The organism is Bacillus sp. 7705b (genome assembly GCF_002289525.1).
In the GTDB taxonomy this organism is placed as follows: domain Bacteria; phylum Bacillota; class Bacilli; order Bacillales; family Bacillaceae; genus Bacillus; species Bacillus halotolerans.
Genome location: NZ_NSDH01000011.1, coordinates 25,872 through 48,332 on the forward strand (window position 1 = coordinate 25,872; position 22,461 = coordinate 48,332).

Annotated in this window: 22 protein-coding genes and 1 other RNA gene; 19 read left to right on the plus strand and 4 right to left on the minus strand. The window is 44.7% G+C overall.

Translation table 11 applies throughout. The features are described from left to right. Positions 1–2 precede the first annotated feature (2 nt). Both CJU60_RS03945 and rghR read right to left on the minus strand, forming a co-directional pair. The gene (locus CJU60_RS03945) at positions 3–422 is read right to left on the minus strand and encodes a helix-turn-helix domain-containing protein (protein WP_024122861.1); all 420 of its coding nucleotides are present in this window, start codon (positions 420–422) and stop codon (positions 3–5) included. A gap of 28 nt (positions 423–450) precedes the next feature. Then, positions 451–858, minus strand: a complete 408-nt coding sequence (gene rghR / locus CJU60_RS03950; RefSeq protein ID WP_024122860.1) for a transcriptional repressor RghR — start codon at positions 856–858, stop codon at positions 451–453. Between the two features lie 151 nt (positions 859–1,009). Here rghR and CJU60_RS03955 point away from each other — a divergent pair, with 151 nt between their 5' ends. Further along, positions 1,010–1,243, plus strand: a complete 234-nt coding sequence (locus tag CJU60_RS03955; RefSeq protein WP_010331894.1) for a helix-turn-helix domain-containing protein — start codon at positions 1,010–1,012, stop codon at positions 1,241–1,243. Positions 1,244–1,286: 43 nt separating this feature from the next. Here CJU60_RS03955 and CJU60_RS03960 read toward each other — a convergent pair whose 3' ends face one another. Further along, entirely contained in the window at positions 1,287–2,051 is a 765-nt protein-coding gene (locus CJU60_RS03960; RefSeq protein WP_095713013.1) for an alpha/beta fold hydrolase, read from the minus strand. Positions 2,052–2,203: 152 nt separating this feature from the next. Here CJU60_RS03960 and secG point away from each other — a divergent pair, with 152 nt between their 5' ends. From secG to azoRB, 14 genes are all read left to right on the plus strand, one after another. Next, a complete protein-coding gene (gene secG / locus CJU60_RS03965; RefSeq protein WP_003220028.1) occupies positions 2,204–2,434 on the plus strand; it encodes a preprotein translocase subunit SecG in 231 nt (76 codons plus the stop codon). Between the two features lie 131 nt (positions 2,435–2,565). Next, positions 2,566–3,306: an alpha/beta hydrolase gene (locus CJU60_RS03970; protein WP_141243761.1), complete on the plus strand. Its 741-nt coding sequence runs from the start codon at positions 2,566–2,568 to the stop codon at positions 3,304–3,306. Positions 3,307–3,324: 18 nt separating this feature from the next. Next, positions 3,325–5,661: a ribonuclease R gene (gene rnr, locus CJU60_RS03975; protein WP_095713015.1), complete on the plus strand. Its 2,337-nt coding sequence runs from the start codon at positions 3,325–3,327 to the stop codon at positions 5,659–5,661. Positions 5,662–5,804: 143 nt separating this feature from the next. Then, positions 5,805–6,275, plus strand: a complete 471-nt coding sequence (gene smpB / locus CJU60_RS03980) for an SsrA-binding protein (RefSeq protein ID WP_010331890.1) — start codon at positions 5,805–5,807, stop codon at positions 6,273–6,275. A gap of 175 nt (positions 6,276–6,450) precedes the next feature. Further along, positions 6,451–6,813, plus strand: a transfer-messenger RNA (tmRNA) gene (gene ssrA, locus CJU60_RS03985). Positions 6,814–7,017: 204 nt separating this feature from the next. Next, positions 7,018–8,583, plus strand: coding sequence for a glycosyltransferase family 2 protein (locus tag CJU60_RS03990; protein ID WP_095713016.1), 1,566 nt, complete (start codon positions 7,018–7,020; stop codon positions 8,581–8,583). 453 nt (positions 8,584–9,036) lie between these two features. Further along, positions 9,037–9,831, plus strand: coding sequence for an SDR family NAD(P)-dependent oxidoreductase (locus CJU60_RS03995; RefSeq protein ID WP_095713017.1), 795 nt, complete (start codon positions 9,037–9,039; stop codon positions 9,829–9,831). A 113-nt stretch (positions 9,832–9,944) separates the two neighbouring features. Then, entirely contained in the window at positions 9,945–10,499 is a 555-nt protein-coding gene (locus CJU60_RS04000; RefSeq protein ID WP_024122853.1) for a TetR/AcrR family transcriptional regulator, read from the plus strand. A gap of 15 nt (positions 10,500–10,514) precedes the next feature. Then, the gene (locus CJU60_RS04005; RefSeq protein WP_024122852.1) at positions 10,515–10,868 is read left to right on the plus strand and encodes a DMT family transporter; all 354 of its coding nucleotides are present in this window, start codon (positions 10,515–10,517) and stop codon (positions 10,866–10,868) included. Between the two features lies 1 nt (position 10,869). Continuing rightward, positions 10,870–11,259: a YvaD family protein gene (locus CJU60_RS04010; RefSeq protein ID WP_095713018.1), complete on the plus strand. Its 390-nt coding sequence runs from the start codon at positions 10,870–10,872 to the stop codon at positions 11,257–11,259. Between the two features lie 94 nt (positions 11,260–11,353). Then, positions 11,354–12,301 carry an EamA family transporter gene (locus CJU60_RS04015; protein ID WP_095713019.1) on the plus strand — a complete coding sequence of 316 codons (948 nt, stop codon included), beginning with the start codon at positions 11,354–11,356 and terminating at the stop codon, positions 12,299–12,301. A gap of 6 nt (positions 12,302–12,307) precedes the next feature. Further along, entirely contained in the window at positions 12,308–12,964 is a 657-nt protein-coding gene (locus CJU60_RS04020) for a GntR family transcriptional regulator (protein ID WP_095713020.1), read from the plus strand. A 135-nt stretch (positions 12,965–13,099) separates the two neighbouring features. Then, positions 13,100–14,998 (plus strand): FUSC family protein, encoded by a 1,899-nt coding sequence (locus CJU60_RS04025; protein WP_095713021.1) that lies wholly within the window; start codon positions 13,100–13,102, stop codon positions 14,996–14,998. Between the two features lie 160 nt (positions 14,999–15,158). Then, positions 15,159–15,785, plus strand: a complete 627-nt coding sequence (gene azoRB, locus CJU60_RS04030; RefSeq protein WP_095713031.1) for an FMN-dependent NADH-azoreductase AzoRB — start codon at positions 15,159–15,161, stop codon at positions 15,783–15,785. A 34-nt stretch (positions 15,786–15,819) separates the two neighbouring features. Here azoRB and CJU60_RS04035 read toward each other — a convergent pair whose 3' ends face one another. Further along, the gene (locus CJU60_RS04035; protein WP_024122846.1) at positions 15,820–16,866 is read right to left on the minus strand and encodes an oxidoreductase; all 1,047 of its coding nucleotides are present in this window, start codon (positions 16,864–16,866) and stop codon (positions 15,820–15,822) included. Between the two features lie 157 nt (positions 16,867–17,023). Here CJU60_RS04035 and csoR point away from each other — a divergent pair, with 157 nt between their 5' ends. The 4 genes from csoR to CJU60_RS04055 all read left to right on the plus strand — a co-directional run bounded on the left by csoR (position 17,024) and on the right by CJU60_RS04055 (position 22,386). After that, positions 17,024–17,326, plus strand: coding sequence for a copper-sensing transcriptional repressor CsoR (gene csoR / locus CJU60_RS04040; RefSeq protein WP_024122845.1), 303 nt, complete (start codon positions 17,024–17,026; stop codon positions 17,324–17,326). Positions 17,327–17,401: 75 nt separating this feature from the next. After that, positions 17,402–17,611, plus strand: a complete 210-nt coding sequence (copZ, locus tag CJU60_RS04045) for a copper chaperone CopZ (protein WP_095713022.1) — start codon at positions 17,402–17,404, stop codon at positions 17,609–17,611. A gap of 83 nt (positions 17,612–17,694) precedes the next feature. Next, the gene (gene copA, locus CJU60_RS04050; protein WP_095713023.1) at positions 17,695–20,106 is read left to right on the plus strand and encodes a copper-exporting P-type ATPase CopA; all 2,412 of its coding nucleotides are present in this window, start codon (positions 17,695–17,697) and stop codon (positions 20,104–20,106) included. 168 nt (positions 20,107–20,274) lie between these two features. Then, a complete protein-coding gene (locus tag CJU60_RS04055; protein WP_095713024.1) occupies positions 20,275–22,386 on the plus strand; it encodes a heavy metal translocating P-type ATPase in 2,112 nt (703 codons plus the stop codon). The last annotated feature ends 75 nt before the right edge of the window (positions 22,387–22,461 follow it).

Consider the following 22,461-nt stretch of genomic DNA (forward strand, 5'->3'; position numbering starts at 1 on the left):
GATTACGTGGAAGAGGAGCGTTTTTTCGCTTCGGAAGCTAAAAAATCGAAGTATTTGCTGAGATTTTCAATATCCTGCTTGGAGAGATGCCGCCATTTTTCGCTGTTAAAAAGAGACAGGTTCTCCGTTCCTCGAGTGACAGCCGTCTGATAAATCGCATAAATAGACTGATAGCTTTCCGAAGCCTCTCGAATTTCTTCAGGAAAAGCGGTAATGTGCCCTGCGGCTGCCATCAGGTTTTCGTGCGGTATTTTCAGCACCGCTGCGAGCTTTTTTATGGTCGCGGGCTTTGGTGTGCCGCGCTTGCCGTTTTCTATTTTTGAAATGGTCGCTGAGCTGATGCCCGAGTACACCGCAAGCTGGTTTACTGTCAGTTTGCGGGCGCGGCGCAGCGCCCTTAATTCCTGTCCGAATGTTGACATGATGATCGCCTCGCATTTCTGGAAAGAGTTATTGATCAGCAGATCGTTTTTTGGCTTCGTCTGAAATAAAAGAGAAATAATGATCCAGCATGAGCAAATCCTCTTTGTTGAGATACTGCCATTTTTCACTCTCAAGAAGGGCAAGATTTTTCAGGTCATAAGCCTCCGCCTTTTCAAGCAGCTGGCACTTCGTTTCATAAGGCGCTCTGGCTTCATGAATCTCTTCGATATATCCCGCTTTATACATAAGCCCTTCATAAGGAATTTTTAAGGCCTCCGCCAGTTTTTTGATGGTGGCAGGTTTAGGAACGCCGCGTTTGCCGTTTTCAATTCTGGAGATGCCGGCCGCGCTTACACCGGAATAAGTCGCCAGCTGGTTGACTGTCAGCTTTCTCTCCTCACGCAATGCCCGTAATTGTTCGCCGAAGCTTTCCATATGTCTCACCCCGTCCCTCACTGTTACTCATATTTTAGTATGTTTATTGACTAAAGGGAATAGGTAGGCTGGAAATGTATTGACAAAAGTTAACATACGCCGTAATGTAAATGTATAGAAAAAGTTTTTTCATGAACGGAAGGTGAGGAAAGTGCCAGTAGAAAAGATACAGATTAGACGTGATTATGTATTGCAGTATATGGTCAATAACGATTATTCCCTCAATCAGCTTGCGCTGGAAATCGGAGTCTCACCCGCCACACTGAGCCGTGTGCTGAATGGAGAAAGACGGCCGGGGCAGCTTGTGATCGGAAAAATGCTTCACTATTTTGACTTGAAGTTTGAGGATCTTTTTTACTATGATTTTATTGACAAAAGTCAATAACTTAAGAACGCCTAGGGAACCAAGCGTTTTCTAAGCCTTAACATCAATGTGTCAAAACAAAACCCGTCACAAGTTCATTGCATGTTTTCCATTGTTTTGTCGGCAGCTGATGGCCTTGGTATTCCAGCCTGAAAAATTCAGCGTGGCTGCATGCTTTCCGGTAATAGCCTGCATGTGTAAAGGTCCAGTCGCGCAGGCCGCCATACATAAACAGCATCGGCATGTTAAAACGGGGCAATTGTTCAAGGCAGCTGTAGTGGAGCGAATCCCGATAATATTGATACCAATGGCCGAGGTCAGCTTTTTTCATATGACTCGTTAATAGATTTCGGAGCTGTCTGTTTTTCGTATGGCTGCTGGCGATAATTTTCATCAGCATGCCGGGACTTTTTTCAAGAAGATACATTCCCATTTTGTGAAGCTGCTGACCGGCCATGGTATGAACAGCGGGGTACGCGCCGGACAACACCAAATGAGATACTTTGTCTGGCCGGGTGAAGCCAATGTGCTGTGCAATTAAGCTGCCGGCGGAATACCCGAATACTGCAGCCTGATCAATGTGCAAACGATCCATAAATTGCACGATCTCGTTTGCGTAATAGGAAATCGAGATTTGCTGGTCTGCATGATCGCTGTCGCCATGTCCGCTTAAATCGGGAAATATCACCCTGAAATGATCCGCCAGAAGGCGCTGATAATAAAAAACCTTGCGTCCCATGCCCGGCGGGTGAATAAAAATGATAGGGATTCCCTGTCCATATTCCTCATAATATAGATGTTTCTTATTGACTGTGCTGATGATCGGCATTGTTGTTCTCCCTTTTCGCTCAATTCATACGAATAGGCTAACCAAAACAAAATGTCTTATCCGGTCTTTTGGCGTCTGATACGGCGTGACATGCCAAACCTTTTCATGTAAAATAGAAGTAATGTAGGCCAGTGAGTCTGGAGGTGTAAGGGATGCACGCGGTTTTGATTACCTTATTGGTTATCGTCAGTATTGCACTTATTATTGTCGTTTTGCTTCAATCCAGTAAAAGCGCCGGATTATCTGGTGCGATTTCAGGCGGAGCGGAGCAGCTCTTCGGGAAACAAAAAGCAAGAGGTCTTGATTTGATTCTGCACCGCATTACGGTTGTGCTGGCAGTCTTGTTTTTCGTGTTGACGATTGCGCTTGCTTATATCCTATAGGGCAATGTTTGTATAAGGTCTGATGTAAAGTCAGGCCTTTTTCACGTTTCTGGCTGATATTCAGAGCGTTTTTTTCTTATCAAACTGTGGAAAACTAAAATGATCGTGCAGAAAGAAAGGGAGAAATGAGCATGAAAGTTGTGACACCAAAACCATTTACATTTAAGGGCGGAGACAAAGCGGTGCTTTTGCTGCACGGCTTTACAGGGAATACAGCAGATGTGAGAATGCTGGGACGTTATTTGAATGAACGGGGCTATACGTGCCACGCTCCTCAATATGAAGGACACGGCGTTCCGCCTGAAGAATTGGTACATACGGGGCCTGAAGACTGGTGGAAAAACGTCATGGATGGCTATGAATATTTAAAATCTGAAGGCTATGAGGACATTGCTGCCTGCGGACTGTCGCTTGGCGGGGTTTTTTCGCTGAAATTGGGTTACACTGTACCCATAAAGGGAATTGTCCCAATGTGCGCGCCAATGCATATTAAAAGCGAAGAGGTCATGTATCAGGGCGTCCTTTCCTACGCGCGCAATTACAAAAAATTCGAGGGGAAAAGCCCGGAGCAAATAGAAGAGGAAATGAAGGAATTTGAAAAAACGCCGATGAATACCCTTAAGGCGCTGCAAGACTTGATTGCCGATGTGCGAAAGAATGTCGATATGATCTATTCTCCGACATTTGTTGTGCAGGCCCGTCATGATCACATGATTAATACCGAAAGCGCAAATATTATTTACAACGAAGTGGAAACTGATGAGAAACAGCTGAAATGGTATGAGGAATCAGGCCATGTTATCACGCTGGACAAGGAACGGGACATCGTACATCAAGATGTGTATGAATTTTTAGAGAAGCTGGATTGGTAACCAACAGGAGGTCGGATTATGGAAAAAGAAGCATTTATGGATAAGCTTCTCTCGTTTATGAAGGAAGAGGCGTACAAGCCTCTGACTGTTCAGGAACTTGAGGAGATGTTACAGATTACGGATGCCGAGGAATTTAAAGAGCTCGTCAAAGCGCTGGTTGCGCTGGAGGAAAAAGGGCTTATCGTGCGGACGAGAAGCGACCGCTACGGCATTCCGGAAAAAATGAATTTAATTAAAGGAAAGCTTTCTGCGCATCCGAAGGGATTTGCCTTTTTGCTGCCTGAGGATACGTCGTTAAGCGATGTGTTTATTCCCCCTAATGAGCTGAATACAGCTATGAACGGCGATATCGTAATGGTACGCCTGAATTCGCAGTCAAGCGGCTCCAGACAAGAGGGCACCGTCATTCGTATTTTAGAAAGAGCGATTCAGCGGGTAGTCGGAACCTATACAGAAACAAAAAACTTTGGTTTTGTCATTCCGGATGACAAAAAAATCACAAGCGATATCTTCATTCCTAATAGCGGGAAAAATGGCGCGGCTGAAGGGCATAAGGTGGTTGTTAAGCTGACCAGCTATCCTGAAGGCCGAATGAATGCAGAGGGTGAGATTGAATCCATTCTCGGCCATAAAAATGATCCGGGCATTGATATTTTATCAGTCATCCATAAGCACGGACTGCCGGGTGAATTCCCTGCCGATGCAATGGAACAGGCGACAAGCACGCCTGATACGATTGATGAAAAAGACCTGAAAGACCGCCGTGATCTCCGTGACCAGGTCATTGTCACCATTGACGGAGCGGACGCGAAGGACTTGGATGACGCGGTTACAGTGACAAAGCTGGATGACGGCAGCTATAAGCTTGGCGTTCACATTGCCGACGTCAGCCATTACGTGACTGAAAACTCGCCGATTGACAAAGAAGCGATGGAAAGAGGAACGAGTGTGTATTTGGTTGACCGTGTGATTCCGATGATTCCGCACAGACTGTCAAACGGTATTTGTTCATTAAATCCGAAGGTTGACCGCCTGACACTTTCTTGTGAAATGACCATCAACAGTCGGGGAGAAGTCACAGAGCACGAAATCTTCCAAAGCGTCATCAAAACAACGGAAAGAATGACATATTCCGATGTGAATCAGATTCTTGTTGATGATGATGAAGAATTAAAGCAAAAGTACGAACCGCTCGTACCGATGTTCAAAGACATGGAGCGGCTGGCAGAAATTCTTCGCGAAAAGCGGATGAACCGCGGCGCCGTGGATTTTGACTTTAAAGAAGCAAAGGTGCTTGTTGATGAAGAAGGGGCGGTCAAAGACGTTGTGATCAGAGAACGCTCAGTCGCCGAAAAACTGATTGAAGAATTTATGCTTGTTGCGAACGAAACCGTTGCAGAGCATTTCCATTGGATGAACGTTCCGTTTATTTACCGGATACACGAAGAGCCTAATGCTGAAAAACTGCAAAAGTTTTTAGAGTTTGTGACAACATTTGGCTATGTTGTAAAAGGAACGGCGGGAAATATTCATCCGCGCGCGCTGCAAAGCATTCTTGACGCTGTTCGTGACAGACCAGAGGAAACAGTGATTTCTACTGTCATGCTACGTTCCATGAAGCAGGCGAAATACGACCCGCAAAGCTTAGGGCACTTCGGCCTGTCAACGGAATTCTATACCCATTTCACATCGCCGATCCGCCGTTATCCGGATTTAATCGTCCACAGATTGATCAGAACGTACTTAATCAACGGCAAGGTCGATGAAGCGACACAGGAGAAGTGGGCTGAACGGCTTCCGGATATCGCTGAACATACTTCATCAATGGAACGCCGTGCAGTTGACGCAGAGCGTGAAACAGATGATTTGAAAAAAGCGGAATATATGCTTGATAAAATCGGTGAAGAATTTGACGGCATGATCAGCTCTGTGACAAACTTCGGGATGTTTGTCGAGCTGCCGAATACAATTGAAGGACTCGTCCACGTCAGCTTTATGACGGATGACTATTATCGCTTTGACGAGCAGCATTTTGCGATGATCGGCGAGCGGACGGGGAATGTGTTCCGCATCGGAGATGAAATTACAGTTAAAGTCGTTGACGTCAATAAAGACGAGCGCAATATTGACTTCGAAATCGTCGGTATGAAAGGCACCCCGCGCCGTCCGAGAGAAATGGACAGCCGCAGCCGAAAACGCGGAAAACCTGCCAGAAAACGCGTGTTAAGCACAAATACGCCTGTATCTCCTGCTCCTTCCGAGGAAAAAGGAGAGTGGTTCACAAAGCCGAAGAAGAAAAAGAAAAAACGAGGCTTTCAAAACGCACCGAAGCAGAAACGGAAAAAGAAGAAATAGCAGCTCAACCAGCAAATAGGGCCGCAGCGCTCTATTTGCTTTCTTTCGGAAACAGCTTTTCATTGTAGCCATGCGTGACATTTGGTAAAATAGAGCGTATCGCAAAGGTGGACAGTTTTTCCTTAGTGAGAGGAGGTTCTGGCATGCCGAAAGGGTCAGGAAAAGTATTATCACAAAATAAAAAAGCCAATCACGATTATTTTATAGAAGAAACATATGAAACAGGCATTGTATTGCAAGGAACAGAAATCAAAGCGATTCGCGCCGGCCGCGTGAATCTAAAAGATTCCTTCGCCAAAATCGAACGGGGAGAAGTATTTCTCCACAATATGCACGTCAGCCCGTATGAGCAGGGAAACCGCTATAACCACGATCCGCTCCGGACGAGAAAGCTGTTAATGCACCGCAAGGAAATTAACAAGCTGATCGGCTTAACGAAGGAAAAAGGTTATTCTCTCGTTCCGCTCAAGCTGTATTTGAAAAACGGCTTTGCCAAAGTTCTTCTCGGCCTGGGTAAAGGGAAGAAAAACTATGACAAACGTGAAGATCTGAAGCGCAAGGATGCGAAGCGTGAAATTGAAAGAGCGTTCAGAGACAGTCAAAAAGGGTTCTAAAAAGCATAACGCTTGATACTGAAATCCAGCCTGTGCTATACTGATTTCACGATGAGATGACACGGTCTTTTCTTGAAGGATTTGTCAATTGAAATAAGCCGTGATCATGTTATAATAAGAATGTAGCCAGTTTGAGTGAGAGCTTGATATTTCTCCCGTATTTCCCTTATAACAAGGGGACGTTACGGATTCGACAGGGATGGATCGAGCTTGAGCTGCGAGCCGAGAGGCGATCTCGTAAACACGCACATAAATATAACTGGCAAAACTAACAGTTTTAACCAAAACGTAGCATTAGCTGCCTAATAAGCGCAGCGAGCTCTTCCTGACATTGCCTATGTGTCTGTGAAGAGCACATCCAAGTAGGCTACGCTTGCGTTCCCGTCTGAGAACGTAAGAAGAGACAAACAGACTAGCTCTCGGAAGGCCCGCCCGCAGGCAAGAAGATGAGTGAAAACACAAATATGCAGGCTACGCTCGTAGACGCTTAAGTAATCGATGTTTCTGGACGTGGGTTCGACTCCCACCGTCTCCATACTTATTATTAAAAAAGCCTTGAAATTGTTGAGTTTTCGACGTTTTCGAGGCTTTTTGAAATATTAAAATCCATTGTAATTCTTATCTAAATTACATGATGTTTTTTCGATTTTTTTCCTACCTTAATTGCTTCTTAAAATACTATTATTCTAACGAAATATGTGATAGATTTATCAAGACTTCAATTAAAGGAGAAAATTTATTCATGAGCGTATTAGACCGATTAAAGATTAAAACGCATAAAGATCCTTACTTTAGTAAAGTTGGATATGAAATATTAAATGAATCAGCATTAAAACGAAGAGTTAAGGTGACTGTCGTAGTTCCAGTATATAACGCTATTGATTATTTAAAGAAAACAATAGATTCTGTTATACTTCAAAATATCGGATTTCATAATATTTCCCTTATTTTAGTTGATGATGGGTCTAATGATGGGTCTCGAGATGTTCTAACAGAATATTCAAGACTTTATGAAAATATTGTTAGTGTTTTCTTGGAAAAAAATACAGGTACTCCTGCGTTCCCGAGAAATCTTGGAGTCCATTTATCCAACTCCAAATATATTACGTTTCTCGATGCAGATGATTGGTTCTCTCATGAGGGAGTTAAAGTGCTATATGATTTGTTAGAGGAGACGAACGTTGATTATGCTGTGGGGAAAACCATTCAAGTCGATTCTAAGGAACAAACAGTAATTGGTAGATATGAATCCAGTCAGATTAGACACAATGTATCTCCGTTTTCTATTAAACATCTATTTTATCATCTTGGTCCGCGGGCTCGTATGATGAAACTTGATGTAATCAAGAAAAATAGAATTAAATATCCTGAAATGAAATTTGCTGAAGACAAACAGTTTTTTATTGATGTTCTTCTAGCTGTAGGAGAAATTTCAACAACTACAACACCGGTTTATTACCTTAACAGAATAGACGAAAATAATTCCTTAACAAAACAAACAGATGCACTTGAGAAAATGGACTCAAATATAGCTGTATTAAAGTATGTATTAGAGAAGAATTTGAAACCAGAACAAGAAAAGTTAATCATTAACCGTTTAATTGAATTTGATAGTATTACAAGATTATTTGATCGAAAGCACTTTGTTAAAAGTAAAAACAAAGATGCATATTATAAAAAATTTCACACAGTAATGAACATTTTCAAGAAATATAAACGTACGTATCAGTTCGAAGATACAATCATAAAACCAATAAGTAGAATTTATTTCGATCTTGCGATGAATCAAGATTATGATACATTAGAAGCTTTGGCTGATTGGTCTAAAAACAAAGGAGAAAGTTATTTTATAGAGAAAGAAGGCTTGCCTTATAAAGTAGCTTGTTTGAAAAATGGGGAAAAAATTAGTATCCCAATTGACGTTAAAGCCGAAATTTGTGAAGAAAAACAATATGATGATCAGATAGAGTTGAAAATTTCTTTGAAAGGCCATAAAATCCCTAAAATTCAAGGACTTATTTTACAAAGTAGAACGCATGTTGAACAGTCTCACTTAATTGAAGAAGGAGTTAGGCATACCCAAGACAATTATATAACGGTTAAGTTAAATCCAAAAAATCTAGAGCAAATAAAGTTAGATGGGTATGCTGTATTTTTACGTCACAGCGACTATGAAAAAATTCGGATTACTAAGGATACAGAACTAGGCCTACAAGTCAAACTGGCAAAAAATAAACTGTTTATGATTTATAAGACGATTCGAGGGAATGTCGGGATTAAAGTTATTAAAGAGGATAAGAAAAAGTAGATTTAGTGAATAACATGATTCAAATCCGATTTCACGGTCAAAATATCAATCTCAAACTAGCTTTTATTTTCAGTGGCCGAGACGTTTATTTAAATAGAACAAAAACTGTTGATACTTAAAATTCTAGTGTTTTAAGTATGATATAGTAAAGTGTAGTCAGGCTAGTCTTTGAAAACCTCTTCTTCTAGGAAGAGGTTTTTTGTTGTATGACTTCCAGAACATGCTGTCGTATTTGGTACCTCGAGTGCAAAACTAAGATGAGTTTGATTTGGAAAGTAAAATATTGATGGAAACCTTTTACAGGTTCTGCTTTATTTTTTTCGTATAACAGGCACCAAAAAGTGCGTACTTCCACTTGAATCCCAGCTGTTTCATACTGGTTTTACAGCAGATGTTTTACCAATCGCATTTCTGTTAATAAATAAGAGGAAACAAAAACGGAGGGATGAACGGATGAAGCTGAATTTACATGGAAAAACCGCACTGGTGACCGGCTCAACGTCGGGGATCGGCAAAGCGATTGCCGCTTCGTTGGCGGAAGAAGGCGCGGCGGTTATCATTAACGGACGCCGGGAAGAAAAAGTGAATCAGACGATAGACGATTTGAAAACACAGCATGCAGAGGCTGTGTTTTATCCGGCCGCATTTGATCTTGGAACCGAAGAAGGCTGCAATGACCTGTTTCGGACATATCCGCAGGTTGATATTTTGGTCAATAATTTAGGGATTTTTGAACCGGCAGAGTATTTTGATATTCCCGATGATGAGTGGTTCCGGTTTTTTGAAGTGAATATTATGAGCGGTGTGAGGCTCACACGCAAGTATTTACACAAAATGATAGAGAAGAAAGAAGGCCGGGTGATTTTTATTGCCAGTGAAGCGGCAATCATGCCTTCTCAGGAAATGGCCCATTACAGCGCGACGAAAACGATGCAGCTTTCCATTTCCCGCAGCTTGGCGGAGCTGGCAACCGGCACAAATGTAACGGTAAATACAGTCATGCCGGGTTCAACCTTAACAGAGGGAGTGGAAACAATGCTGAACTCTCTTTATCCTGGTGAAAACCTGACTGTTCAAGAAGCTGAGACCCGTTTTATGAAGGAAAACCGTCCGACTTCAATTATCCAAAGGCTGATCCGGCCAGAAGAAATCGCTCACTTTGTTACATTCCTAAGCAGCCCGCTGTCTTCCGCGATTAATGGCGCGGCACTTCGGGCGGACGGCGGCTTGGTCCGCAGCGTCTTTTAGAAAACCTCTCCCTCTGGGAAGAGGTTTTTTTATTGTATTGATTTCCAGAACTTGCTGTCGTATAATTTTGGTACTGAAATAGTTTTTTTAGTACCGAAAGCGAGGTGGTTGATTTGGAAAAAAGAATATTGGCGGAAACCATTCGGCTGATCAGACAGAAAGGTTTTTCATTTACAATGAACGATCTGGCGGGAGCGCTTGGAACAAGCAAGCGGACGCTTTATGCGCATTACCCGTCGAAAGATCAGCTTACGGAGGCCGTCGTGGCGCAGTTTATCGCAGAGATGAAGCAACTGGAAAAAAGCATCTATGAAGATGAGACCCTAGATGCGCTTGAAAAGGTGAAGCAAATGCTGATCGGTCTTCCAAAGGAAATGGAGCTGCTGAACATGGGGTTATTACAAGAGCTGAAGAAATCCCATTACGATGCGTGGCTCAAATTAGACACGTTTATGAAGGAAGAATGGTCAGTTGTTATTGGATTGTTAAACGAGTGCAGGGAGCAAAAGAAGATCAGAAACATCAACATTGATTTATTGGTTCAAATGTATATAGGAAGCATCAACCAAGTATATGATCCTGATTATCCGCTCAAACATCAGTACACGACAGGAGAAGTTCTTGAATCAATCGTAGATGTATTATGTAACGGTATAACAGAAAAATGAGGAGGCTGGTGGCGCGTGCAGTGGATGTTTTTATGTTTGGCCATTTTATTTGAAGTTGCCGGAACGGTCAGTATGAAGCTTTCAGCGGGTTTCACGAAGCTTCTGCCGAGTGTGCTATTGATGTTTTTTTATGGCGGGAGTCTTTTCTTTCTGACGCTTACGCTCAAATCTATCGATGTATCTGTTGCTTACGCTGTCTGGTCGGGGATGGGCATTGTCCTGATCACAGTTGTCGGGTTTTTGTATTTTCAAGAGAATATAAGTGTCATGAAACTAATTTCAATCGGGCTGATTATTGCCGGTGTTGTGTCTTTAAACCTGATCGATCAAGGGGCGGAGCCTCAAACGGTACATAAAAGTGAGCAGTAACATGAGAGTGATGAAACTGTTCTTTCTCGTGACGGATATCGGTTTTATATTGTACTGGCTGTCTGCCGGCTTTTCATTAATGCCGGAAAGCTGGGCCTTTAAACATTATCAAGATCCGTTTATGATCGCCTGGAATTGGTCCTTTTTTCCCTTGGATATCTTAATCTCCATGACTGGTTTGTACAGCTTGTATTTGCAGCGCGTCAAAAGAGCAATATGGAGGCAGCTGGCGCTGATTTCTCTTGTGCTGACCTTCTGTTCAGGCCTTCAGGCTTTATCATTCTGGACATTTAGCGGGGATTTTGATCTTGCATGGTGGCTGTTTAATGGATACCTTTTGATTTATCCTTTATTTTTTATTCACAGACTTTTATCTAAGCAGTGCGAGTAGCACTGTTTTTATTTTTTGAAAACACTTTGTTTTCTGAAAAGTAAAACGATATAATATGTAATATATTGCATATTACATGTCAGGAGGATATACGTTGGCGACTCAGAAACAGCGGTTGTACGGCTTTTTAATGGTGATTGTCGGAGCTGCTTTTTGGGGATTATCGGGAACGGTTGCCCAGCATTTATTTGAAACGAGTGATGTATCGGTGGAGTGGCTTGTAACGGTGCGTTTACTGTTATCAGGCCTGTTGGTGCTGATTATTGTGTCCGCTGGTAAAAACAGGAGGGCAGTTTGGGGCATATGGAAAGATAAAAAAGCGGCTGTCCAGCTTATTGTTTTCGGGATTGCCGGCATGCTGGGTGTTCAGTATACGTTTTTAGCTTCAATCGGAACCGGAAACGCAGCGGTGGCTACGCTGCTTCAATACTTAGCGCCTGTTCTGATTATGCTGTATTTGCTTCTGACCCGAAAGAATTCATTTCAGTTTTCCGATTTTTTGGGGCTATTATTGGCTTTAGCAGGCACTTTTTTGCTGCTGACGAATGGAAACATCAGCAATTTAACAGTTTCTCCTTTATCTGTTGTATGGGGTCTTCTTTCTGCTGGCGCACTTGCCTTCTATACGCTGTATTCCAGTTCTCTTTTGAAAACATGGGGGTCGGCTCTCGTCATTGGCTGGGGGATGCTGATCGGGGGCGTCGGCATGAGCTTTATTCATCCGCCTTGGGCAGTACAGGCAGAAGGCTGGACGGTTTCTGGAATTGTATCGGTGGCTTTTATTGTTATTTTCGGAACGTTATTGGGATTCTGCATGTACCTAGAAAGTTTGAAATATTTATTCCCGCAAGAAGCGAGCATGCTGGGATGCACTGAGCCGGTTGCCGCAGTCGCGTCTTCTATTCTTTGGCTTGGCGTGTCCTTTGGGTTGTTTCAAGCAGCAGGAGCGGCATGCATTTTAGTCATGATTTTTGTCCTTTCACAGAAGAAAAGTGCCGGCAAAACGGCAGCATTAAAAAACCAAACCCATATTCAGAGGTGATGCTTTGTGCCGATACCGTCAAATACCCCGAAGCCGAAACGGCAGACTGCCAAAAAGCTTGCTTTTGAGCAAATTCAAAAATGGATCGTGGAAGGAGTGCTTGTGCCCGGAGAAAAATTGAATGACGATGCGTTGGCCAAAGCGCTTGGCGTCAGCAGAACACCGGTCAGAGAGGCTTTGCAATTATTAGAGATGCAGGGGTTTGTTGAAATGTCTCCGGGGAAAGAAACAAGAATTTCACAGATTGAAAAAAATGATGTCTTCAAAGTCTATCCGCCGATGGCGTCTCTCCAATCCACCGCTGCCGAATTGGCAATTGAAAACATTCATTCGTCTCATATAGAGCAGCTGACAGCCATCAATCACGAAATGAAAGCGGCAATTGACCGAAACGAAATCTATGAAGTGCTTGGCATTGATAAAGCGTTTCATGATGTGATAATTGAGGCGGCTGATAATGAATATATCCGCAATTTTACCTCAGTTCTTCACATGCATATTCTTCGGCTTGAGTACCTTTTTTTCAAGTCTCCGCAGAATTCTATTGAAGAACATAACCAAATCATTCAGGCATATAAGGAGAAGAACCGGAAAAAGGCGGCTGAGCTGACATACAGCAACTGGATCAAACCAATGCATGACATTGCGAAAAAACTTGTGTAATGAAGGCAGAGAAGATATGTCTCTGTCTTTTTTGATGAGAGCATATCCAATGAGAAGATGGGTCTGTTTCTGGGCATACTATGGCGAATAAACGGGAAGAGACCAACATCATGTCGTTAAAGAGGGTTATGTAATATGAACAAGTCTTCTGATCAAAATCGAAGAACAGTGCCAAGTGTCGTCAAGGATGCCTTTCGCATTCATGCAACCCCTTTCCCATGGAAAAAGGCAATCGGGTCAGGCGTCGCTTCAGGATTTCCTGTGTTTGTCGGCGCATTGTCGGGACACACGGATTTCGGTTTGACCGCTAGCATCGGCGGCTTTGTTTTTTTATATGCAGGCGGGGAATCGTATACGAAACGTATTCTGAAGCTGCTGTTAGTTTCATTGGGGATCGCCGCATCGTTTGGATTAGGGACGCTTTTGGCAGGGACTTTCTGGAGCATAGCGGCTGTTCTGGGGCTTATCGGGGCAGCTGCAATGTTTATTTTTGGCGCGCTTGGGATACAAGGGCCAGCACCGATGTTTTTTGTCCTTGCCTTTTTGGTGAGCTCGGGTTTGCCGGCAGATCCTTCAGAAGCTCCGTTCAGAGCGGGACTGACATTTGCCGGCGGGCTTTTCGCCACAGGAATCGCCTTGATTGGCTGGATCAATAACAGGCATGGACCGGAAAATACAGTGCTGAAAAGAACATACCGCCAGCTTGCATCCTGCCTTTCCGATGTCGGAACTCCTGATTTTCATAACGCGCAGCATCAGACCGTGCTGATGCTGAGAACAGCCCGTCAAACGGTGCTCGGCAAAGGGAATAGATGGAGAAAATCGCCTCATGATGAACGTTTTATCCGCTTGCTGGAAAAAGCGGATGATCTCTTCATCTCGATTATTCATTTTTCTGCCGAAACACCAAACGCAGATAAGGCCCAGAGCGCAAAGGCACTTCGCCAAACTGCCGACATGCTGGGGCAATCTCGTGTTTCCGATGCGTTTCCTATTCAGGAGGATGAAGCGGAGCCAGCCCGGAAGCTGTATGAAGAAATCAACGAGGTGTTGAGTATCGCTTCAGGGCGGAATGATGATCCATCGGACGCGGAGCCAAGCCGTCTGCCATCCTCCTATTACTTTCTGAGAAATGCCTTTGACTGGGAGTCACCTGTTTTGATTCGGGCATTAAAGTATGGGATTGTGCTGTTTGCGGCGGCTTTGTTTGCCAATGCTTTCGGTTTTCACCGTTCTTACTGGATTCCGCTCTCGGCAGCGGCGGTGATGCTGGGCACGACTGTTGTCTTTACGCTGCAAAGAGCCATTCAGCGTTCGGCAGGAACCGTAATTGGCGTGATGCTGGCAGGAGCGATCCTGTTCTTTAAGCCATCCGGCGTGTATATCGCTTTATGTATCACAATGCTTCAATTTCTTCTTGAAATGCTGATTGTCCGCAATTATGCTTTGGCTGTTCCTTTTCTGACCGCAAACGCGCTTGTTATCACAGAAACCATGCATGGCGGCTTGGGGGCCGGTTATTTTATAGCGGCGAGGCTGACCGATGTGGCTGTCGGCAGCACAATTGGCCTATTGGGAACGATGCTTTTGTGGAGACGTTTTTCAGCAAAACGCCTGCCTGAATACATGAGGGAAGTGATCAGGCTGGAAGGGCAGTTTATGGAGAAACTGTTAGCCGGACAGCAAATAGACGGACATCAGCTTAGAGTGAGCTTAGTCAGGCTTCGGGATGCATATGATAAAGCACTTGGAGATTTTCCAAAAGCGAAAGCGGATACGCTGTGGGCGGCGATCTCTGGAGTACAGCACTTAGGTTATTATTTGCTCTCGGCTCAAGCCCATCATCGTCCGCCCTCTCCGGTTTCTGAAGAAGAAATAAACCATTTGAGAGCGTTTTTTGAACAGGCTGAGCAATCAGTACTGATGAAAATGCCGCCCGCTGTTGTAGAAGTGCCGCGTTTTCCGTATTATCCGCGAATCAGCGGGGAGCTCTACACATTGTATACAGGTTTGCGAACAGCTTATGAAAAGTAAGCTGTTCGTACGGATTTAAAAAAATCTTTAATTCGAGATATTTTTCTTGAAAGCAATTTTTATTGCACCTATAATAAGGTTTAAGAGATAAAGAATAATCATGACGCGTCTGAATGATAATAACGGATGTGTAATTTTAAAATTGAAAGGGCTGGTAAAAATGGCAAAAGTATTGTATATCACTGCTCACCCGCATGATGAAGCGACTTCTTACAGCATGGCAACCGGTAAAGCGTTCATCGAATCATACAAAGAAGCAAATCCAAATGATGAAGTTGTACATATCGACTTGTACAAAGAAAACATTCCTCACATTGATGCTGATGTATTCAGCGGCTGGGGCAAGCTCCAGTCCGGCGATGCACTTTCTGAAAACGAAAAAGAGAAAGTGGGCCGTTTAGGAGAGCTTAGCGATCAATTTGCATCAGCTGATAAATATGTGTTCGTCACACCATTATGGAACTTCTCATTCCCGCCGGTGATGAAAGCGTACCTTGATTCAGTTGCAGTAGCAGGAAAATCTTTCAAATATACTGAACAAGGTCCTATCGGCTTGTTAACTGATAAAAAAGCGATTCACATTCAAGCGCGCGGCGGCTATTATTCAGAAGGCCCTGCGGCTGAAATGGAAATGGGCCACCGTTACATTGGCATCATGATGAACTTCTTCGGCGTTCCATCCTTCGATGGCATTTTCGTAGAGGGTCATAATGCAGAGCCTGACAAAGCACAGCAAATCAAAGAAGATGCGATTACCCGTGCAAAAGAAGCAGGAAAAACATTCTAATGAAAAAGCCTCCCCGTATAAAGGGAGGCTTTATTTATTGTTCTAACGAAATGGTCCGTTTCTCTTCACTGCTTTTCACAGCCGCTTCAATGATCCGGATGACATCAATTCCCTCTTCAGCTGTGACAGGCAGCGGCGCGCCTTCACGTATGCTGTCCGCTATTTTGCGGTAATAGGTAAGGTAAGAGCCGTTAACTGATGGAATGGTTTCTGTTTTTTTGTTCTCGCCATGAACAGTTGTCAGCTGACCGTAAGACTCGTGATCATCCGCACCCCAGCTGTCATCCTCCGGTTTTTTCCCGGCTCTGAGGGCATCCTCCTGTCCGTCAATCCCGTATTTGATAAAGCTTGATTGCTGTCCGTGAATTTGATAACGCGGCCCGTTTGCCGGGACGATTGATCCGGCGTATAGAATGGCTTGGAGCTTGCCGTAATCCATTGTCAGATGAAAATAATCAACGGTTTCAGCATGTTCTCTTTGAGCCATGACTTTTGCGGTTACAGCTTTAGGCATTCCGAATAAATGCAGGGCCTGGTCTATGATATGAGAGCCGAGATCATACAGCGTACCGGTGGCAGCCCCTTCTTTTTCCCGCCATCTTGCTTGAATCTCAGGTTTGTATCGGTCATAGGAGACCTGATATGTATTGATATCTTCTAGAGACCCGTCATCAATGAGTTTCTTAATTGTTAAAAAGTCATTATCCCATCGCCTGTTATGGTATACGCTTAACAAGACGCCTCGTTCGTCGGCCGCTTTTTTTAATTTCTCCCCTTCTTCAGCAGTGGCTGTCATCGGTTTTTCAATAACGACATGTTTGCCCGCCTGAATGCATGCCAATGCGTGCTCGTAATGCAGGCCGCTCGGAGTGGTGACGATGACAAGCTCAATTGCCGGATCATTTGTCATCTCTTCAAGCTCATGCACTACTTCGGCATCAGGGAAATCACGCTTCACCTCTTCCGTTCGCGATGTCATCACCTTGCTGATATGATACTCGTCCAGAACGGCAAGCAGCGGCGCGTGAAAGACCGAGCCTGACAGTCCGTACCCTAATATCCCTACCTGTATCGTATTCACTTTTCTTCTCCCCTTTTAAAAGTGCTTTGATAAAGGTATATACCCTTATCTTCAAATGGTAAAACCTGCATAGTGGATTTTTTTGCCGCCGCAAGCTTAGACAACGGTTTGGACAATCAGTATAATGGGAATTAATATATGAAACAGAGGTGTGCGCATGGAGAAGCATAATGAACATAAAGCATTAAACCATAAAAGCTCGAAAGAAAAGGATCAAATTACAAACCGATTGAAACGGATAGAAGGCCAGGTCAGAGGCATTCAAAATATGGTGGAAAACGATCGATATTGTGTAGATATTCTTGTACAGATTTCAGCTGTTCAGGCGGCAATGCAAAAAGTGGCTCTCCACTTGCTTGAAGATCACGCCCATCATTGCGTAGCAGACGCCATCAAAAGCGGAGACGGGGACCAAGCCATTTCTGAGCTATTAGACGTATTTAAAAAATTAGCGAAATAATCATGTTTTATTATTGTAATACCCTACGGGGGTATGGTAGGATGAAAACAGATCGAATAAACAGGAGGAATTCATATGGAACAAAAAACATTGCAAGTTGAAGGCATGTCTTGTCAGCACTGCGTCAAAGCAGTTGAAACGAGTGTGGAAGAGCTTGACGGAGTTAGTGCTGTTCATGTCAATCTTGAAGCGGGGAAAGTTGATGTCACGTTTGATGCCGGCAAAGTGTCAGTCAAAGACATTGCGGATGCGATAGAAGACCAAGGCTATGATGTAGCCAACTGATTCACGGTATCGCGCCTTCATCAAGGCGCGATATTTCTTTCATTTTTATATACCCCCCGGGTGTATATAAAGGAGTGAGTGTATTGAGTGAGCAAAAGGAAATTGCGATGCAAGTATCTGGTATGACTTGTGCGGCGTGTGCCGCCAGAATTGAAAAAGGCCTGAAGCGGATGCCTGGTGTCACGGATGCCAATGTGAATCTGGCGACGGAAACGTCAAATGTTACCTTTGACCCTGCTGAAACAGGAACAGAAGCAATCCAAGAAAAAATAGAAAAACTGGGTTATCACGTCGTAACGGAAAAAGCTGAGTTTGATATTGAGGGCATGACCTGTGCAGCATGCGCCAATCGGATTGAAAAGAGGATTAGCAAATTAGAAGGCGTTACAAATGCTCCGGTGAACTTTGCTTTAGAAACTGTAACAGTTGAATACAACCCAAAAGAAGCGGCTGTCAGCGATTTTAAAGAAGTCGTTGATAAGCTCGGATATCAACTTAAGCTGAAAGGTGATGAGGATAGCGAAGCCGCTGCTTCCAAAAAGAAAGAAGAACGGCAGCAAACAGCGAGACTGATCTTTTCAGCTATTCTGTCATTTCCTTTGCTGTGGGCGATGGTGAGCCATTTTACATTTACTTCGTTCATTTGGGTGCCGGATTTATTCCTCAATCCGTGGATGCAATTTGCCCTTGCGACCCCGGTGCAGTTTTTGATCGGCTGGCCGTTTTACGTCGGCGCATATAAGGCGCTCAGAAATAAAAGCGCCAATATGGATGTATTGGTTGCACTCGGAACAACGGCTGCTTATGCTTACAGTCTTTATCTTACGATTCGAAGCCTCGGTTCCCATGGGCATACTGACGGCCTTTACTATGAAACAAGCGCGATTTTGCTGACGCTCATTTTGTTAGGAAAGCTGTTTGAAACGAAGGCGAAAGGGCGCTCATCAGATGCCATTAAAAAGCTCATGAAGCTGCAAGCCAAAACAGCGGCGGTCGTAAGAGACGGACAGGAGCAAATCATCCCGATAGATGAAGTGGCTGTTGGTGATATTGTTCATGTCAAACCAGGCGAACGAATTCCTGTCGATGGAGAGGTGCTGGAAGGCCGCTCGGCTGTAGATGAATCCATGATTACAGGAGAAAGTCTTCCCGTTGACAAATCTCCCGGTGACAGCGTGACAGGAGCGACTGTGAACTCAAACGGTTTCCTGAAAATCAAGGCTGTTAACGTCGGGAAAGAAACAGCGCTTTCTCATATCATCAAAATTGTGGAGGAAGCACAAGGATCAAAAGCGCCGATCCAGCGTCTCGCCGACCAGATCTCAGGCATTTTTGTGCCGATTGTATTGGGGATCGCCGTCCTCACGTTCCTTATTTGGTATCTTTGGGCGTCTCCAGGTGATTTTGCTGAAGCGATCAGCAAGTTTATTGCGGTTCTCGTCATCGCCTGTCCATGTGCACTGGGTCTTGCCACCCCGACAAGCATTATGGCAGGATCCGGACGGGCGGCTGAATTCGGCATTCTTTTTAAAGGCGGAGAGCATTTAGAAAAAACACACCGCCTTGATACCATTGTTCTCGATAAAACCGGAACAGTGACAAACGGAAAGCCGAAGCTGACTGATGCCATTCCGGCCGATGGCTTTGAAGAAACAGAGCTGCTCCGGTTCGCAGCAGCAGCTGAGACGGGCTCGGAACACCCGCTGGGCGAAGCGATCGTTGCCGGTGTGAAAGATAAAGGGCTGGAGATACCGAAGCTCACCCATTTTGTAGCGAAAGTAGGCGCTGGTATTTCAGCCGAAGCCGGAGGCAAAACGATACTCGTCGGCACAAGACGGTTAATGGAGAGCGAACGGATTGAGCATGAGGCTCTTCTTCCTCGGATGGAGGAGCTTGAAGGAGAAGGAAAAACGGTGATGCTCGTGTCCATTGATGGAGCAGCAGCGGGACTTGTAGCGGTTGCCGACACGATAAAAGACACGTCGCGGGAGGCAGTCACCCGTCTGAAAGAGATGGGTCTGGATGTCATCATGATGACCGGGGACAATCGCAGAACGGCAGAAGCGATAGCAAAGGAAGCTGGAATTGACAGCGTCATTGCTGAGGTCCTTCCTGAGCAAAAGGCAGCGGAAATCTCCCGCCTGCAAAAAGAAGGACGCCAGACGGCAATGGTCGGTGATGGAATCAACGATGCACCCGCGCTTGCCACAGCGGATATCGGCATGGCAATTGGAACAGGCACCGACATCGCGATGGAAACAGCGGACATAACGCTCATTCGCGGCGATCTGAACAGTATTGCGGACGCCATCCGTATGAGCAGACTTACCATGAAAAACATTAAACAAAACTTATTCTGGGCACTTGGCTATAACAGTCTCGGCATTCCAGTCGCGGCCCTTGGATTTTTAGCGCCATGGATAGCGGGAGCGGCAATGGCTTTTAGCTCTGTATCTGTTGTTCTGAATGCGCTGCGTCTGCAAAAAGTAAAATAAAAACCGGTGATTTGCCGGTTTTTATTTTTCATTGACACTTTCTTGGAAAACACCATATAATAGATGTAACTATTATATGAGTATATGCTCATATATGTAATTTTGATACTCACACTCATTCATATGCTTTGATGAGGGAACCCTAAATCGGAAGGTAAGGTGAGACAAATGAAACAAGTGACGCGGGAATATGTTCTGGACGGTTTGGATTGCAGCAACTGCGCACAAAAAATCGAAAATGGCGTCAAAGGCATCAAAGGCGTTGACGGATGCGCGGTTAACTTTGCAGCAAGCACACTGACTGTCTCAGCCGATGGCAAAGAAGAACAATGGGTCACCAATAAGGTCGAGAAAAAAGTAAAATCAATTGATCCTCATGTAACAGTTCGTCCGAAACATAAAAAGAAATCAGCAGATGACGGTTATCGAAAAAGAATGATCAATATGCTGATCAGAATGGCAGCAGCGGTCCTTCTCGGAGCGGCGGCATATTTGATTCATGCCGGCCCAATGCTGGAATTTTTATTATTTTTCGCCGCCTACTTGATAATCGGAGGAGACATTGTCGTTCGAGCGGTCAAAAATATCAGCCGCGGACAAGTGTTTGATGAACATTTTTTAATGGCTCTTGCTACAATCGGCGCTTTTTTAATTCAGCAATACCCGGAAGGCGTTGCTGTGATGCTGTTTTATCAAATCGGCGAGTTGTTTCAAGGAGCCGCGGTCAGCCGTTCTAGAAAATCGATCAGTGCATTAATGGATATCAGGCCGGATTACGCCAATATAAAAATAGGAGACGGCATCAAGACCGTTTCTCCGGAGGACGTGCAGACAGGAGATATCATTGTCGTCAACCCGGGAGAAAGCATACCGCTGGACGGAAAGGTTGTGCAGGGATCGGCGATGGTTGATACATCAGCGCTGACAGGAGAATCTGTACCAAGAAAAGCGGCAGAAGGACAAGAAGTCATGTCCGGCTTTATCAATCAAAACGGCGTTCTGCATATAGAAGTAACAAAAGGCTATCAGGATTCCGCGGTATCCAAAATATTAGATTTGGTTCAAAATGCGAGCAGCCGTAAAGCGCGGACCGAAAACTTTATCACGAAGTTTGCCAAGTATTATACACCGGCTGTCGTCATTATCGCCGCCCTGCTGGCATTTGTCCCGCCGCTGTTTATTCCTGGCGCTTTACTTTCTGATTGGGTGTACCGCGCGCTTATTTTCTTAGTCATTTCATGCCCATGCGCCCTTGTTGTCTCCATTCCGCTCGGTTTCTTCGGCGGAATCGGCGCAGCTTCGAAGGCCGGGGTGCTTGTGAAAGGAAGCAATTACTTAGAAGCCTTACATCAAGTCAAATACGCTGTGTTTGATAAAACAGGCACACTGACAAAAGGCAGCTTTGAAGTGACAGAGATCAAACCTGCGAAAGGTTTTTCGAAGGCGACTTTACTCAAAGCCGCGGCATACGCTGAGCTCCACTCTCAGCACCCGATTGCAGAATCTGTGCGGAAAGCCTATGGGAAGCCGCTTTCCCCGGACACAATCGAGTCATATGAGGAAATATCCGGGCACGGTATTTTCGCAAAGGTGAACGGAAAAGAAATCCTTGCGGGGAACAAGAAGCTGATGGAAAGAGAGCAGATTGAGAGCGTCCCGGATGAAAACGCCGGTACAATTGTTCACGTGGCTATTGATCAGCGCTATGCCGGGGCGATCATCATAGCAGATGAAGTAAAGGAAGACGCAAAACAAGCGATCGCAGATTTGAAATCGCTCGGTATCAAACAGACAGTCATGCTGACGGGCGATTCAAAACAGACAGGAGAAACAGTCGGAAAACAGCTCGGCCTCGACGAGGTTTATGCGGAGCTGCTGCCGGAGGATAAAGTGGAGCGGGTAGAAGCATTGGAATCGAAGCTGCTCCCGAATGAAAAACTCATTTTTGTCGGTGACGGAATTAATGACACTCCGGTGCTTGCACGCGCGGACATTGGAGCGGCGATGGGCGGACTCGGGTCAGATGCAGCTGTAGAAGCCGCGGATGTTGTGCTGATGACAGATCAGCCGTCAAAAATAGCGGAAGCGATTCGGATTGCAAAACGGACTCGGCGAATCGTGTGGCAAAACATCGGATTTGCTTTAGGTGTTAAGGCCATTTTCCTCTTACTCGGAGCGTTTGGATTTGCGACCATGTGGGAGGCGGTTTTCTCAGATGTCGGTGTTACGCTTCTCGCTGTTGCAAACGCTATGCGCGTGATGCGCCTCAAAATAAGATAATTGTCGGAGAGAATTCACTATTTCGGGCTTTTCTTATAGACGGTTGTCTTGTTAAAATAAAGAAGTGGGTCAATT

What these genes read in the sequence shown, in the direction of transcription:
- CJU60_RS03945 (WP_024122861.1), bottom strand. Translation starts at nt 422, where the DNA reads ATGTCAACATTCGGACAGGAATTAAGGGCGCTGCGCCGCGCCCGCAAA.
- rghR (WP_024122860.1), bottom strand. Translation starts at nt 858, where the DNA reads ATGGAAAGCTTCGGCGAACAATTACGGGCATTGCGTGAGGAGAGAAAG.
- CJU60_RS03960 (WP_095713013.1), bottom strand. Translation starts at nt 2,051, where the DNA reads ATGCCGATCATCAGCACAGTCAATAAGAAACATCTATATTATGAGGAA.
- secG (WP_003220028.1), top strand. Translation starts at nt 2,204, where the DNA reads ATGCACGCGGTTTTGATTACCTTATTGGTTATCGTCAGTATTGCACTT.
- CJU60_RS03970 (WP_141243761.1), top strand. Translation starts at nt 2,566, where the DNA reads ATGAAAGTTGTGACACCAAAACCATTTACATTTAAGGGCGGAGACAAA.
- rnr (WP_095713015.1), top strand. Translation starts at nt 3,325, where the DNA reads ATGGAAAAAGAAGCATTTATGGATAAGCTTCTCTCGTTTATGAAGGAA.
- smpB (WP_010331890.1), top strand. Translation starts at nt 5,805, where the DNA reads ATGCCGAAAGGGTCAGGAAAAGTATTATCACAAAATAAAAAAGCCAAT.
- CJU60_RS03990 (WP_095713016.1), top strand. Translation starts at nt 7,018, where the DNA reads ATGAGCGTATTAGACCGATTAAAGATTAAAACGCATAAAGATCCTTAC.
- CJU60_RS03995 (WP_095713017.1), top strand. Translation starts at nt 9,037, where the DNA reads ATGAAGCTGAATTTACATGGAAAAACCGCACTGGTGACCGGCTCAACG.
- CJU60_RS04010 (WP_095713018.1), top strand. Translation starts at nt 10,870, where the DNA reads ATGAGAGTGATGAAACTGTTCTTTCTCGTGACGGATATCGGTTTTATA.
- CJU60_RS04025 (WP_095713021.1), top strand. Translation starts at nt 13,100, where the DNA reads ATGAACAAGTCTTCTGATCAAAATCGAAGAACAGTGCCAAGTGTCGTC.
- azoRB (WP_095713031.1), top strand. Translation starts at nt 15,159, where the DNA reads ATGGCAAAAGTATTGTATATCACTGCTCACCCGCATGATGAAGCGACT.
- csoR (WP_024122845.1), top strand. Translation starts at nt 17,024, where the DNA reads ATGGAGAAGCATAATGAACATAAAGCATTAAACCATAAAAGCTCGAAA.
- copZ (WP_095713022.1), top strand. Translation starts at nt 17,402, where the DNA reads ATGGAACAAAAAACATTGCAAGTTGAAGGCATGTCTTGTCAGCACTGC.
- CJU60_RS04055 (WP_095713024.1), top strand. Translation starts at nt 20,275, where the DNA reads ATGAAACAAGTGACGCGGGAATATGTTCTGGACGGTTTGGATTGCAGC.